This is a genomic window from Parabacteroides sp. AF17-3, assembly GCF_003635445.1.
Taxonomy (GTDB): Bacteria; Bacteroidota; Bacteroidia; order Bacteroidales; family Tannerellaceae; genus Parabacteroides; species Parabacteroides goldsteinii.
In genome coordinates, this window is record NZ_QTMM01000016.1 from 313 (window position 1) to 14,080 (window position 13,768).

General features: G+C 49.3%; 13 protein-coding genes and 1 tRNA gene. 3 read left to right on the top strand and 11 right to left on the bottom strand.

Going from position 1 to position 13,768, the window contains the following annotated elements; all coding sequences use genetic code 11:
* Positions 1-286: 286 nt before the first annotated feature.
* Together DWW91_RS20000 and DWW91_RS20005 are read left to right on the top strand one after the other, a co-directional pair.
* Positions 287-1,567, top strand: a complete 1,281-nt coding sequence (locus tag DWW91_RS20000; protein ID WP_122328739.1) for an ATP-binding protein — start codon at positions 287-289, stop codon at positions 1,565-1,567.
* A complete protein-coding gene (locus DWW91_RS20005) occupies positions 1,557-1,811 on the top strand; it encodes a hypothetical protein (RefSeq protein ID WP_044215092.1) in 255 nt (84 codons plus the stop codon). The genes DWW91_RS20000 and DWW91_RS20005 overlap by 11 nt, the downstream gene beginning before the upstream one ends.
* Before the next feature lie 34 nt (positions 1,812-1,845).
* Here the strand turns inward: DWW91_RS20005 and DWW91_RS20010 are convergent.
* Positions 1,846-1,921: transfer RNA gene (locus DWW91_RS20010), tRNA-Lys, on the bottom strand.
* 108 nt (positions 1,922-2,029) lie between these two features.
* Positions 2,030-3,166 carry an AI-2E family transporter gene (locus DWW91_RS20015; protein WP_009859873.1) on the bottom strand — a complete coding sequence of 379 codons (1,137 nt, stop codon included), beginning with the start codon at positions 3,164-3,166 and terminating at the stop codon, positions 2,030-2,032.
* Positions 3,167-3,223: 57 nt separating this feature from the next.
* On the opposite strand from DWW91_RS20015, the gene dacB reads away from it, so the two are divergent.
* The gene (gene dacB / locus DWW91_RS20020; protein WP_122328740.1) at positions 3,224-4,699 is read left to right on the top strand and encodes a D-alanyl-D-alanine carboxypeptidase/D-alanyl-D-alanine-endopeptidase; all 1,476 of its coding nucleotides are present in this window, start codon (positions 3,224-3,226) and stop codon (positions 4,697-4,699) included.
* On the opposite strand, the gene DWW91_RS20025 is transcribed toward dacB, so the two are convergent.
* From DWW91_RS20025 to queF, 9 genes are all read right to left on the bottom strand, one after another.
* Positions 4,696-5,448 carry a LytTR family DNA-binding domain-containing protein gene (locus DWW91_RS20025; RefSeq protein ID WP_122328741.1) on the bottom strand — a complete coding sequence of 251 codons (753 nt, stop codon included), beginning with the start codon at positions 5,446-5,448 and terminating at the stop codon, positions 4,696-4,698. The two genes, dacB and DWW91_RS20025, sit on opposite strands and share 4 nt — an antisense overlap.
* A gap of 9 nt (positions 5,449-5,457) precedes the next feature.
* Positions 5,458-6,555 carry a sensor histidine kinase gene (locus tag DWW91_RS20030; protein ID WP_122328742.1) on the bottom strand — a complete coding sequence of 366 codons (1,098 nt, stop codon included), beginning with the start codon at positions 6,553-6,555 and terminating at the stop codon, positions 5,458-5,460.
* Between the two features lie 190 nt (positions 6,556-6,745).
* Positions 6,746-7,966: an ABC transporter permease gene (locus DWW91_RS20035; protein WP_009859869.1), complete on the bottom strand. Its 1,221-nt coding sequence runs from the start codon at positions 7,964-7,966 to the stop codon at positions 6,746-6,748.
* A 2-nt stretch (positions 7,967-7,968) separates the two neighbouring features.
* Positions 7,969-8,709, bottom strand: coding sequence for an ABC transporter ATP-binding protein (locus DWW91_RS20040; RefSeq protein WP_122328743.1), 741 nt, complete (start codon positions 8,707-8,709; stop codon positions 7,969-7,971).
* Positions 8,710-8,856: 147 nt separating this feature from the next.
* Positions 8,857-10,068 carry an efflux RND transporter periplasmic adaptor subunit gene (locus DWW91_RS20045; RefSeq protein WP_122328744.1) on the bottom strand — a complete coding sequence of 404 codons (1,212 nt, stop codon included), beginning with the start codon at positions 10,066-10,068 and terminating at the stop codon, positions 8,857-8,859.
* Positions 10,069-10,103: 35 nt separating this feature from the next.
* On the bottom strand, positions 10,104-11,405 hold the full coding sequence (locus tag DWW91_RS20050) for a TolC family protein (protein ID WP_233584540.1): 1,302 nt from the start codon (positions 11,403-11,405) through the stop codon (positions 10,104-10,106).
* A 363-nt stretch (positions 11,406-11,768) separates the two neighbouring features.
* Positions 11,769-12,395, bottom strand: a complete 627-nt coding sequence (locus DWW91_RS20055) for a hypothetical protein (protein WP_122328746.1) — start codon at positions 12,393-12,395, stop codon at positions 11,769-11,771.
* A 28-nt stretch (positions 12,396-12,423) separates the two neighbouring features.
* Positions 12,424-13,209 carry a DUF1080 domain-containing protein gene (locus tag DWW91_RS20060; RefSeq protein WP_010800764.1) on the bottom strand — a complete coding sequence of 262 codons (786 nt, stop codon included), beginning with the start codon at positions 13,207-13,209 and terminating at the stop codon, positions 12,424-12,426.
* Between the two features lie 91 nt (positions 13,210-13,300).
* On the bottom strand, positions 13,301-13,765 hold the full coding sequence (queF, locus tag DWW91_RS20065) for a preQ(1) synthase (RefSeq protein ID WP_009859863.1): 465 nt from the start codon (positions 13,763-13,765) through the stop codon (positions 13,301-13,303).
* Between the last annotated feature and the right edge of the window lie 3 nt (positions 13,766-13,768).

Here is a 13,768-nt window from a genome sequence, read left to right on the forward strand (position 1 = left end):
GGTTACCGGCCTGCCGGGAATATGGTGATAGACGAAGAGATGCGGCTGGCGATGGTTAAGCAGCAGGCGATGGGGATTTTGTTGAAAAGATTTTTTGATAAAGCGATAGAGGCGGGTCGGGAGGTGTTGAAAGCGGGGTGATTTTGGTTATCCAATGTGGCCAAATTGGGTAGTGTAAAACCGCCAAATTGGGTAGTTGAAATGCGCCGATTTGAGCAATTTCAGATCGCCATATTTGGTAATCCTGGCAAATTGAGTTATCTTTGCATCATAAATTCAACTATTTATGGCTAATAAATATCGTCCACGTATTATAGATATAGAACTCTCCACACGATTAAAAAGTATAGGTGCAATTGTTTTGGAGGGCGCAAAATGGTGTGGTAAGTCCACAACTGCGGAGCACCATAGCAATAGTGCTGTTTTTATGGATGACCCTCGCAGGCGTTCACAATACATGATATTTGCAGAGGATAATCCTGATATAATACTTAATGGAGAAACACCTCGTTTGATTGATGAATGGCAACTTGCACCTATAATATGGGATGCTATACGTTATACAGTGGATCATAGAAATGGAATGGGTCAGTTTATATTGACAGGTTCAGCCAAACCTGCAAATAGAGAAAAAATAAGTCATTCAGGAACCGGGCGTTTTGCTTGGTTACGGATGCGTCCGATGGCATTATTTGAATCTGGAGATTCTACTGGGGATATTAGTTTGTCAAAATTATTCAGTAATCCCAGAATGTCTATTGGATGTGAGGCAAAATCTGATTTACAAAGAATCGCGTTTTTAATTTGCCGTGGTGGTTGGCCGGTAGTTTCAGAATTACCTGAAGATGTCGCATTGAACCCTGCTAAAGATTATTATGATGCCGTAGTGAATGTGGACATTCGTCAAGTGGATGGGGTGGATCGAAGTGTTGAAAGAGCAAAACGACTTATGCGTTCATATGCAAGATTTCAAGGTACACAAACATCCATCAGGCAAATTGTTGAAGACATGAACGGTGGCGATCCCAATGTTGTGGAAGATAAAACGGTTAGGAACTATCTTGATGCATTACGTTCAATGTTTGTAGTAGAGGATATGCCTGCATGGAATCCAAATTTGAAATCTAAAACAGCTATACGTACTGCGGATACCAGATATTTTGTTGATCCATCAATAGCAACAGCCGCAATGGGAATAGGTCCTGGAGATTTAATGAACGATCTCAAAACATTCGGTTTATTATTTGAAACATTATGTGTTCGTGATTTAAGGGTTTATGCCCAATCATTGGCGGGTGATGTATATCATTACCGGGACAAGAATGGACTGGAATGTGATGCTGTTGTTCATTTACCAAATGGAGATTATGCATTGATTGAAATAAAATTAGGAGGAGAGAAACTCATAGAAGATGGCGCAAATAGTTTGTTGCGACTAGCGTCTAAAATAGATGTTAATCGTATGAAGCATCCTTCTTTTCTCATGGTACTTACGGCCACTGGAACATTCGCATATAGAAGAAAAGATAACGTGTTGGTTGTACCTATTTCTACTCTTGGAGCATGAAGCATTTGCATTAGATGAATTATATCGTCACCATAAGGATGTGGCTTATGAAATAGTTTGCAGGGCAAGAGCAAATGAAGCTGGATATTTAAAAGAAATAATTCAAGTATATAGTGAAATGGGGCTTGATGCTGATACTATCCATAGGTTTGATTTTAGTCCCACGATTTATCCACCGAGAATATGCTTTAAAGTACCCCTTTTACTATTTGGGAGAAAAAAAGAAATCCCTGATAATATCTAATTATCAGGGATTTGCTTGATTTTCTTTTGTTTCTTGGTGATCCGCCTGGGGTTCGAACCCAGGACCCCATCCTTAAAAGGGATGTGCTCTACCTGCTGAGCTAGCGAATCATCCTGTGCATACTCTGTATTGCGGTGTGCTTTACTTCTGTATTGCGGGTGCAAAGGTAGGGTTTATTTTTGAATTTGCAATAGCTGGAGTAATTTTTTTGAAAAAAATTACTTTTCTTTCTTTTTCTCCGGTTGAATATCAGCCGGGGGAGGAGCGATAATGTCCTCTTCCAGCAAGATAAAACGCTTATAATAAGACAGACAGAGCGTTGTGAGCGGTAATGCGATGATTAAGCCGATAAAACCTAACAAAGTTCCCCAGATGGAGAGCGAAAGAAGGATGATGGCCGGATTCAGTCCCATTGCTTTTCCCATGATACGCGGCGTAAGGTATAAATCCTGGATACATTGTACGATTCCGAGTATTAATAATCCCGAACCGAAGATAATCCAGAAATTCTGTCCGGTCTCTGCCGACTTTAGCAGGCTGAGGATGACCATCGGGATAAGGCCGATCGCTTGCAGGTACGGAATCAGGTTCAGCACGCCGATAAATAACCCGAGCGTCACGGCCAGCGGGAAACCGACGATTTTGAAGCCTATCGAAAGTAAAACTCCGACGCATAGCGCAATCAATGACTGCCCGCGGAAATAGCGGTTCATGCTCTGCTCCACATCGTCGGCCAGCCCTTTGGCGAAAGGACGGATGCGTGCCGGAATCAGGTTTATCCAGCCGTTGGCTATCTTTTCGTAGTCGAGCAGGATGAAAATGAAATACAACAGAATCACGAATATAATCGTTATGCTGAAAAGGATGGAGAATGTGTTCGACAGGATGTTCCAGACCTTCGGGGCGAGCTGCTTGATTGCATTCTGTATGTTCTCCCGGCTGAGGAGTTCCATCAGCTGGTTTATGTCTACATTGTTTTCGAGATATTCGATCCATGAAGCTGGTATAAGCGGAACATGACCTTCTCCCGGATTATGCGTGCGCATCAGGTTCAGGGTCCGCTCGGCTTCCTGGGCGACAGACGGAACGACCAGTGCGGCGGCAATCCCGATAATCAGCGATGCGGAGATGATGACTGCGACGATGGCCAGGATACGGCTTTTCAGCTTCAGCTTATACTGGAAGAACTTGACGAAAGGTTGCATCATATAGGCGAGCAGCCAGGCAATCAGGAAGGGGAGCAAGGCGTTACGCAATACGGTAATCAGGTAAAGCAATACGCCAATGATGACGATGCTGAATACGATACGTGTCACCCGGTCGAACGTAAAAGGTCTTTCAAACAATGAGTTCATATTATAATTTTTATCTTTGCTGAACAAAGATAGAATAAAGTAGAATAGTATAATAAGATGATAAAGAAAATATTATGTGCCGCCCTGCTGCTCGGCTGTTTTTTACAGCCACAGGCACAAACTCCGCAGCCTGTCAAACAGTTACTGAATGCTCCTTATATGAAAGGGGCTACTTTCTCCATCGTGGTGAAGGACCTTCAGGATGGGAAAACCGTCTATAATTATGATGGGGACCGGGAGGTTTCGCCTGCTTCCGTGTTGAAAACCGTCGCTACGGCTACGGCTCTGGAGATTTTGGGGGACGATTACCGTTTTCCGACTTCGCTGGAGTATGACGGTTCTATAAAAGAGGGTGTGCTGAACGGTAACCTGTATATCAAAGGCAGTGGCGACCCGTCGCTGGGTTCGGCTCATTTCGCTCCGGACAGGAATGCGTATACGCCTGCGAAAAATAAATTCGTACCGGAATGGATTGCAGCTTTGAAGAAGGCCGGTATTCGGAAGATTGCCGGGGCGGTGGTGTCGGACGAGCGAATCTTTGACACGGAAGGTGCTTCCATCAAATGGCTGCGGGAAGATATGGGAAATTATTATGCGCCGGGCAGCTACGGGGTTTCCGTGTTCGACAATATGTATAAGTTGTATCTGAAGTCGGGCGCTGCGGGCAGCCGTCCGGTGGTGATCGGCACTGAACCTGAACTGCCGGGTGTCCGTTTCACCAATTACCTGAAAGCGGCGCCTGTCTCGTCGGACAGTGCCTATATTATCGGTGCTCCGCTTGCCGGCGAACGCTATTTGTACGGTGTCGTTCCTGCCAATCGCGAACGTTATGTGTTGAAGGGGGATATTCCTGATCCGGCATTGTTCCTGGCGGAGTATCTGACCGCATGCCTGGAACGCGAAGGCATTGCGGTGGGAAAGAAGCCGACCTGTTACCGGATTGAATCGGAAGCGGGGCGATGGAAGACGGTGGAGAGGAAAACGATTGTCACCACCTATTCCCCAACGTTGAAGGAGATTGCGGGGGTGACGAATCATGTGAGCCATAATTTGTTTGCCGACGCGTTGGTCAAGACGGTCGGTCTGCAATATACTCCGCGGAAGAATGAGGTTATTTCTTCTTTCGGCCGGGGTGTCCGGGTGGTTGCCGCCCATTGGGACAGGAAGGGGCTGGATGTTTTCCCTTTGCGGATGCACGATGGCAGCGGGTTGGCTCCTGCGGATAAGGTTTCTGCGGAGTTTATAGCCGATTTGCTGGTTTATATGGCGACGAAGTCCGATTATGCCGAAGCCTTTATCGAATCCTTGCCGCAGGCCGGTATCGAAGGTTCGGTGCGAAATTTCCTGAAAGGTTCCGGTTTGCAGGGGAAGGCTCGTCTGAAAAGTGGCGGAATCACCGGTGTGCGAAGTTATGCCGGCTATATAACAAAAGACGGCAAGCGGTATGCCGTTGCCGTTTTCTCCAATAACTATGCCTGTAGCATGAGCGAGATGACGAGAGGGTTGGAAAAGTTGCTACTGCAACTTTTCTAAGGCAGCAGTGCCCTCTGTGCCAGAAACTCCATGAACTTCTGTTTGTAGTTGTCGGAGATGGGGATGTATTCTTTGCCGAACACAATCCGGTTGCGTTCGATTACTTTGATCTTTTCCGGCTGGACGATAAAGGAGCGGTGCACGCGGATGAAGCGGTTCGCCGGCAGCATGTCTTCCAGGCTTTTCATACTCATCAGCGAAAGGATGGGGTGGGTTTCGCCTTCAACGAATATCTTGACATAATCTTTCAGACCTTCGATATAGAGTATTTTACGGAGTTCGACCTGTACCAGTTTATATTCCGTCTTGATGAAAATGCTTTCGACGGAGGGGGAAACTGCCTGGGAAGGGGCGGTTCGCGAACCACCCGTACTTGCGCCTTCGCGCAGCAGTTCGTACCATTGCAGCGCCTTATTGGCCGATTTCAGGAAGTCGGCGTAGCTAATCGGTTTCAGCAGATAATCGAGTGCGTTGACCTTATAGCTGTCGAGCGCATACTGGCTGAAAGCGGTCGTAAAGATGATGCGCGTATCGGTCTTCAGGATGCGGGAAAACTCCATTCCGTTGAGCTCCGGCATCTGGATATCGAGGAAAAGCAGGTCGACCGGCTCTTTGCTGAGGGCGGGAAGCGCGTTGACGGCGCTATTGTATTTTCCCGCCAGTTCCAGGAAAGGCGTCTTGTTTACATAACTTTCCAGCAGGCTGATAGCCAGCGGTTCGTCGTCGATGATTGCACACTTCAGAATCATAGCCTAATTTCATTTTTCACTTTTCGGTTCTTCGCCGCTTATTTGCAGCTCCAACATGCTGTAGTAGTTGTCACCCTCTACACCGTATGAGAAGATATGCCGGTTCGGATAGATCAGTTCCAGGCGTTTCCGCAGGTTCTTGATTCCGATTCCCGAGCCGCTCTTGTCCTGTTCCGCATCTTTCGGGAAATAGCTGTTTTTCAGGTAGCAGACGACCCTGTCGCCTTTCTGGTGGATATCCAGGTCGATGAACGATGGCTTGCTGTTGCTGACTCCGTGTTTGAAGGCATTCTCGATAAGCGAGATAAACAGCAGGGGAGCAATCAGCGCGTCGGGCTTGGTGGCAGCTATTTCCGTTTTCAGTTCCACATGTTCCGGCAGGCGGATACGCATCAGTTCCACATAATTACGGATGAAATCCAGCTCTTTTTCCAGTAACACCTGCGGCTGGCTGCTGTCGTAGAGTACGTAACGCAGCAGGCGGCTCAGGTCGTGGACGGCTTCCTGTGCCCGTTCGGGACTGAAAGCGATCAGGCTGTAAATGTTGTTGAGCGTATTGAACAGGAAATGCGGGTTCAACTGGCTTTTCAGGTTCTGCAATTCGGCTTCGGCACGGCTCTTCTCCAGTTCGCGACGCATGGATTCTATCTGGTACCAGCCGCTGGTCATCTTGATGGCGACACTCAGGCCGGCCACCAACGCATAAAGCATGGCATTGACCGTAAAGAAGCCGATGATATCTTTCAGCTCCCTCTCCGAACGATGCGGATGAGGAATCTCCGGCGGCGGCAATAATTGCATCAGCAGGTGCACCAGGATGATTGCCGAGGCAATCAGGGCCACGTTGCTCAGAAAGAATTTCCATCCGTGACGTGAAAACAGATAGCGGTTGACCAGCAGGAAATAGTTTACGTAGAAAACCATCATGAACGATAACGGGACGATGACGGAACGTAAATAACTTGTGACGGTTAATACCTGCGACTCCCTGCCTGTAAAGAAAAAAGGCAGTCCGAACAGGATTCCCCAGGCGGCAATATGGATAATGCCGCCCATCCCCCGGAAAGGGGGAGAGATGTGTGTCTGTGTTGTTCCTTCTGTTTTCATCTGCTACAAAGATAATTAATTATTGGTTGCTGCAAAACTGGATGCGTCTTCCGTTGCGACGAGATGCGCCTTCCGTTGTGACGAGATGCGTCTTCTGTTTCAACCGGACGCGCCTCTCGTTTCAACCGGACGCGTCTCTCGTTTCAACAGGACCCGTCTCCTGTTTTCAGCCGGATGCTCATCCGTTTTTTTATTCGTAACGAATCGCTTCGATCGGGTCGAGTTGGGCCGCTTTCTTGGCCGGATACCATCCGAAGAAGACCCCGGTGACGGTACAGACGGCGAACGAAAGCACTACGCTCCACGGTTGTATGTAAATCGGGAAGTGTGCCACCGCGTTCACTACTAAGGCTGCGCCTACACCGAGCACTACGCCGATTAATCCGCCGGTCACACTGATCAGGATGGATTCAATCAGGAACTGTGCCAGAATGTCGATGCCCTTGGCGCCGATACTCATACGCAGACCGATTTCGCGGGTACGCTCCGTGACGCTGACGTACATGATATTCATAATCCCGATACCTCCAACGAGTAGCGAAATACCAGCCACAGCCGCCAACAGCACGGTCATCATGTCCGTAGTGCTTGTCAACATCGTGCTCAACTCCTGCTGACTACGGATGGTAAAATCATCATCGTCACTTTCCTTCAACTTATGGTTGCGGCGCAGTATTTCAGTTATCTCGTCAATGGCCTGGTCGGTATATTCCTCTTTGAGGGCCGAACAGGTGATGCCTTGCAGATGGGTGATGGCCAGGACCTTTTTCTGAATAGTTGTGTATGGAGCTAAGATTAGGTCGTCCTGGTCCATTCCCATGCTGTTGTATCCTTTGCTCTCCAACACACCAACGATGCGGAAAGGCAGTTTTTGAAAACGAATGACTTTTCCCACGGGATTCTCGCCACCCGTGAAAAGGTTGTCGACGACCGTCTTGCCGACTACGCAGACTTTGGCGGCGGTCTGGATGTCCTGTTCGGTGAACATGTCACCGTCGCCTACCTTGTAACGGCGGATTTCCAGATAGTCCGGGCTGATACCGTAGACGGTGGTCGGGGCGTTGTTGGCGCCGTAGATGGCTTGTCCGCTGCTGTTGACCGACGGTGAAACGGCAGAGACATAGCGGGTCTCGTCGACGATATTCTGGTAGTCTTCCAGCTTCAGCGTCTCCATGGCGGAGGCATCCTGACGGACACCGCCGCGGACGTCTGCGCCGGGATGTATCATAATCATATTGGAACCCATCTCGCTGATTTGGGCCTGTATGCTCCGTTTGGAACCTTGCCCGATGGCCAGCATCGTAATTACGGAGGCTACGCCGATGATGATGCCGAGCATCGTCAGGAATCCGCGCAACTTGTTGTTGGCAAGGGCACGGAGGGCTATTTTTATGAGGTTTGTTCCGTTCATAATCAATCGTCGTTTTTCGGCAATTTGGCTAATGCCTCTGCCGCATTTTGTATGTTGTTGTTCACTGTATCCGCAGTGACATGCCCGTCGCGCAGGGTGATGTTACGGCTGCTGTATTGGGCGATCTCCGGATTGTGTGTTACGAAGATGATGGTACGTCCTTCGGCATGGAGCTTCTGGAAAAGTACCAGTATCTCGAACGAGGTGCGTGTGTCCAGGTTTCCCGTCGCTTCGTCGGCGAGGATAACTGCCGGGTCGTTCACCAGGGCACGGGCGATGGCAACGCGCTGCATCTGTCCGCCGGACATCTGGTTACTCTTGTGCATCAGGCGGTCGCCCAGCCCTACGGCCACCAGTGCCTCTACGGCTTTCTCGTGGCGGGCGGCGGCACTGAAAGAGGGATTGTACATCAGGGGGAGTTCCACGTTTTCAACGGCTGTCGTTTTGGGCAGCAGGTTGTAACTCTGAAATACGAATCCGATCTTGCGGTTACGCAGCGTGGCACGGGCGTTTTTCCCCATGGTGCGGACTGAGACGCCGTCGAGATAGTATTCGCCGCTGGTCGGTGTGTCGAGGCATCCTAACGTGTTCAGTAGCGTACTTTTTCCCGAGCCGGAGGTTCCCATGATGGTCACGAATTCGCTTTCATGTATCGTGAAGCTGACACCCCTCAGGGCGTGAACGGTTTCGTCACCGACATGGAAGTCACGCTTGATATTATCTAGTTTAATAATCTCTTTCATTGTTCGTTCTGTTGTTTAATTCTGACACACCCCCTGCCCCCTCTCGAGAGGGGAAGAGTTACTACTTGTAGGTAGATAACAGGTAGTGTCGGGAGTTTCCTTTCCCCTCTTGAGAGGGGGGCAGGGGGTGTGTTACAGTTTACAATATCACTTCTTCTTGTTTCCTCCCGGAGGTCCCGGCATGAACGGGCTCTTTTCGGCTGCTTCGGCCATTGGGGCGGGAGCGTCGGAGGTCAGGTCTACGGCTATTTCTTCGCCTTCGGTCAGTCCTTCGGTCACTTCAATCATATTGCCGCTGGTAGAACCGACGGTGATGGCTCTCGGAGTGAGCTGCTGGCCTTGTTTTACCCAGATGATGCGTTTGCCGGCGGGAGCTTCCTGTGCACTGTTTTCGGTGGTGTAGCCGGTGCCCGGCAATAACTCTTCTTCAGGGACGAAACGCAATGATTTGGTCGGCACTGTCAACACGTTTTCGCGTTCAAGCGTATAGATGGTGACGTTGGCTGTCAGACGCGGTTTCAGCTTCAAGTCGGGGTTGTCGGCTGTGATGACCACCTCATAAGTGACAACGGTTGAAGTGGAGGTCGACGAACTGCTGCTACTGCTACTGTCGCCCAGGCGAATCTGCCAGACGGTTCCTTCGAACACGTCGTTCGGATAAGCGTCGACGGTGAATCTGACGCGCTGTCCGTTTTCTACGTTGCCTATATCGGCTTCATCTACATCGGCGATTACCTGCATCTTCGTCAGGTCGGCGGCGATGGTGAACAGGGTCGGGGTTTCGAAGCCGGCGGCAACGGTTTGCCCTTCTTCAACGGCGCGGTTGATAACGACACCGTCTATCGGGCTGGTGATGGTCGCGTATTCCAGGTTGCGGTTTACCTTCACCATCGAGGCCTGGCTCTGCTCGTAAGCGGCTTTGGCCTTCTCGTAATTGTAGGTGGCCGTTTCGTAATCGGCGTCGCTGATTAGCTTCTTGTCGAAAAGGACTTTGCTGCGGGCATAGTTCTTTTGCTGGTATTCGTATTCGGTTTTGCTGCTAGCCAGCTGGGCCTGGGCGGAAGCGAGTTCGGCTTTCAGGTTGACTTTATCCATTTCTGCGATTAACTGGCCGGCTTTCACAACGTCGTTGTAGTCGGCATAGAGCTTGTCGATGATGCCGGATACCTGTGTACCGACTTCGACCTCGGTCACCGGTTCGACTGTCCCGGTTGCCGTTACTGTGTTTGAGATGGAGCTGCGGCCTACTTTGGCTGTCTCGAGCCGGATGCCGCCTTTCGACGTTTTACCTGTGAAGAACCAGATTCCTCCGGCTACGACCAGCACGCCTGCTATACCGATAATAAGTTTCTTGTTCATATCTTTATCTGTTTTATTTTTTCTTTACTGGAAATTTAGAGCAGGTCGATTTCTTCTCCCTGGTAGAATCGCAGTAGGCCTGCATTCAGGATCGCTGTGTATTTGGCCTGGAGCGTTTCCTGTTGTGCGCTTAGCAGGTTGTTCTTTTCCGTGAGCAGTTCCACGGTGTTCTTCATGCCCAGGTTGAACTGTTCGCTGACAAGGGCGTAGCTGGCCTGTGTGCTTTTCAGTTTCTGGGTGGCGGCTACGTATTGCTGCTGTGCGCTGTTGGCACTGAGCCAGAGGCTTTCGATGGTTTTGTAAAGCGTTTTCTGGTTGTCCATCAGGTCCAGTTCGCTGGTCTGACGTTGCAGTTTGGCTTTATTGACAGCACTTTTGGTCTGCCGCTTGTCAAAGATGGGGATGCTCAGGGTCAGCCCTATCGAGTTGTTCCAGTTCTGTTTCACCTGTTCGCTGAAGCTGAAGTCGTTGCCGTTGGCATTGGTCGTTCCGATGCCGGCGCTGAGGCTCAGGCTCGGAATGTATCCGGCGCGGGCAATCTTGATGTTCATGTCGGAGGCCTCTATGTTTAGCTTGCTCGATTCGATTTCGGGACGCAGGTTGAGGGCGGTCTGATAAACGTCATCCTTGGTAGGGAGCGGTATCAGCACGCTGCTGTCGTCGAGTGGCGGCAGGAAAAGGTCCATTTCGAAGTCGCCGTCGAGTTCCAGGAGTTGCTTGAGTTGCAGCTTGTAGTTTTGCAGGGTCGTTTGCGAAGTGACCAGCTGGTAGTTGTCGTTGCTGACCTGTGCTTCCAGTTGGGCGAGGTCGCTGGAGGCGATGCTTCCGGCGTTGAACAGTTCCTGTCCGCGTTCAAACTCTTTCCGGCTGACTTCCAGTGTCGATTCGTTCACCTTCACGGCTTCGGCGGAATAAAGTATCTGCACGTAGAGCTGGGTGATGTTTTCCTCGATGGAGTTTTCGCTCTCGTCGACGGTGAGTTCGGCCACGCGGCTGTTCAGTTGCTGTTGTTTGAGCGTGTTCACCCGTTTGCTTCCGTTGTACACGGTCCAGTTTGCATCGATGCCGTAGCTGCCGTTGTACGAGGTTTTGCTTTCGCTGGTGGTGATGTTGTCGCCGCTGATGATGGTGCCGCTCGCACTGTTCGGACGGTTCACGATACGCTGGCTGATATTACCGCTCAGGGAAGGGAGGAAATCCGCTTTTGCCGTCTTTACATCTTCCTGAGTGCTTTCGACGTTGATGCGGTTTCGACGAATAGTGATATTATGCTCCAGTGCATAATCTATACAATTACGAAGCGTCCATTGCTTCGGCATGTCGTCTTCTGCTTTCATCCCGGCGGGCAGGAGAAGCAGGCAGGAGAGGATTATTAGAGATACTTGTTTCATAATGCTTTCGTTTTGCGACCTAAACATTCTTTTTACCTTGTTACGGAAGCAAAACTACTTTACATTAAAAAACTATACAATCAGAATAGAAATAGGGCAGTGGTTCATAGACGAATACGGGAATTTCACCGATAAACAGGAGAGGGCTGTTGTTAATAACAATGGTATATAAAGTTTGTAGATGGCACACAGATGACGCAGATTGAGCAGATGACCACAGATTTATATTATTTAAAAATATATTATCTGCGGCTATCTGCTCAATCTGCGTCATCTGTGTGCTATCGTGTGACTGAAATCTCAGATTTCTTATCGCTCGAGAGAAACGGTTGTTTTGCCACCGGACTTCCGGATGAATATCTTTTTGTCATATTCATCGTCATCCGAGTAGATATGTGTGCCGTTGTATTTCCAGGAAACGATTTTCCCCCAGTACTTTCCTCCGACAACGCCCTTGTCTGTGTATTTATAGGTGATTTCCATTTTATCGGTATCGCCGTTTACATAGATAGGGAACGTATAAGTACTTTGTCTTTCATCTCCGTAAGCGCTCACCGTACAGTAATGGAGTTGTTCTTCCGAATCATAAAGTATCCAGTTGTGATTGCCGTTGTAGCGGATGGTGTTGCTTTCGATGTCGCGGATGTTGTCGTAGGTGCGTTCGAGCGGATTGTCCAGTTCTTCGTTCCACGAGACAGGGAAGGTTTTCAGGTCGCTCGGGTTGATGAGGTCGTTTCCCTTTTCATCTATATAATAGAATCGTAAAGTGTTTCCTCTTGAAAAGAAGTTTCCCTCCGGTATATTGTTATACCATACTTCTTCGTTGTCTTCTTCCTCATCTCCGTCTTTGCCGTTTAATAAATAGTTGTTGCAGCCGGAAAGGACGGTCGCACAAAGGAACAGCAGCCATATGCCGAATAGGTTATTTGTTTTCATCGTATATAAACACTTTACTTATTGATTCTTATAACTCTCTCAACCAGATATTCCGGAAGCTGATCGGTTCGCTCGGGTCGCCGTGGCTTTGCAGGATAATCGGGCCGGCTCCGTGGGGAACGACTTTCGGGAAGCCGATATATTCGGTTGTTCCGAGGATGGTCGTATTGTTCTGTAAAACGATGCCGTTCTGGATAACGGTGATGCTGGGAGGAACGCGGTAGGTTCCGTCTTCCTTGAAAATCGGGGCGGTGTAGATGATGTCGTATACATTCCATTCGCCCGGTTTACGCATGGCGTTTGCCAATGGCGGTGTCTGTTTGTAGATACTGCCGGTCTGGCCGTTCACGTATGTTTCGTTGTTGTAGCAGTCGAGTATCTGAACTTCGTACATCCCTTGCATGAAGATGCCACTGTTGCCGCGTCCCTGGCTGGTTCCGGTGATGTTTTCAGGAACACACCATTCGATATGTAGCTGGTAGTTGTTGAACTTCTGTTTGGTCTGGATATCACCGGTCTTTTTATTGACTGTGAATACGCCGTCGTGAACGGTCCATTGGGCCGGTTGGCCGTTGGTGCTTTCCCAGGCGGAGAGGTCTTTGCCGTCAAACAGGACGATGGCATCCGACGGGGCGGAATTTGTTTTGATATCTCCCGGAGTTACAATCTTGGGTTGAGGCGTCCAGTACTCCGACATGCCCGGAGTCATCTTTTCCGGTTGCGGATACTCTTTTTGTTGTGCGCTCAGATTTACGCAGGCGGTGCAGGCCATAGCGGCCAGTGTTGCCTTGATAGTGAAATTTCTATTCCTCATGGTCTAAATAATTATGTAGGTTTACAATTAAGTGATTGCAAATCTACATAATTATTTGCCACGTTGTAGCATCTGCTACCGGAAAATACTTTTATGCGTTATGGTTGAAGAGGCGTTGTTCGGCCAGTTGCTCGTATTTGGTGCCCGGACGGCCGTAGTTGCAGTACGGATAGATGCTGATGCCGCCGCGAGGGGTAAAGATGCCCGTCACTTCGATATATTTCGGGTCCATCAGCTTGATAAGGTCTTTCATGATGATGTTGACACAGTCTTCATGGAAGGCTCCGTGGCTGCGGAAGCTGAAGAGGTATAATTTCAGACTCTTGCTTTCCACCATCTTCACATCGGGTATATAGTCGATATGGATAGTCGCAAAATCGGGCTGTCCGGTGATGGGGCAGAGGCTGGTGAATTCGGGGCAGTTGAAACGTACCCAGTAGTCATTACCTTGATGCTTGTTGGTAAATGCTTCCAGCACTTCCGGGGCATAATCCTGTTTATATTCGGTAGAACCGCCCAGGAGGTGCAGTTCGTTTTCATTCTTTCTTGTATCCATTTT

What these genes read in the sequence shown, in the direction of transcription:
- DWW91_RS20000 (WP_122328739.1), top strand. Translation starts at nt 287, where the DNA reads ATGGCTAATAAATATCGTCCACGTATTATAGATATAGAACTCTCCACA.
- DWW91_RS20015 (WP_009859873.1), bottom strand. Translation starts at nt 3,166, where the DNA reads ATGAACTCATTGTTTGAAAGACCTTTTACGTTCGACCGGGTGACACGT.
- dacB (WP_122328740.1), top strand. Translation starts at nt 3,224, where the DNA reads ATGATAAAGAAAATATTATGTGCCGCCCTGCTGCTCGGCTGTTTTTTA.
- DWW91_RS20025 (WP_122328741.1), bottom strand. Translation starts at nt 5,448, where the DNA reads ATGATTCTGAAGTGTGCAATCATCGACGACGAACCGCTGGCTATCAGC.
- DWW91_RS20030 (WP_122328742.1), bottom strand. Translation starts at nt 6,555, where the DNA reads ATGAAAACAGAAGGAACAACACAGACACACATCTCTCCCCCTTTCCGG.
- DWW91_RS20035 (WP_009859869.1), bottom strand. Translation starts at nt 7,966, where the DNA reads ATGAACGGAACAAACCTCATAAAAATAGCCCTCCGTGCCCTTGCCAAC.
- DWW91_RS20040 (WP_122328743.1), bottom strand. Translation starts at nt 8,709, where the DNA reads ATGAAAGAGATTATTAAACTAGATAATATCAAGCGTGACTTCCATGTC.
- DWW91_RS20045 (WP_122328744.1), bottom strand. Translation starts at nt 10,068, where the DNA reads ATGAACAAGAAACTTATTATCGGTATAGCAGGCGTGCTGGTCGTAGCC.
- DWW91_RS20050 (WP_233584540.1), bottom strand. Translation starts at nt 11,405, where the DNA reads ATGAAAGCAGAAGACGACATGCCGAAGCAATGGACGCTTCGTAATTGT.
- DWW91_RS20055 (WP_122328746.1), bottom strand. Translation starts at nt 12,395, where the DNA reads ATGAAAACAAATAACCTATTCGGCATATGGCTGCTGTTCCTTTGTGCG.
- DWW91_RS20060 (WP_010800764.1), bottom strand. Translation starts at nt 13,209, where the DNA reads ATGAGGAATAGAAATTTCACTATCAAGGCAACACTGGCCGCTATGGCC.
- queF (WP_009859863.1), bottom strand. Translation starts at nt 13,765, where the DNA reads ATGGATACAAGAAAGAATGAAAACGAACTGCACCTCCTGGGCGGTTCT.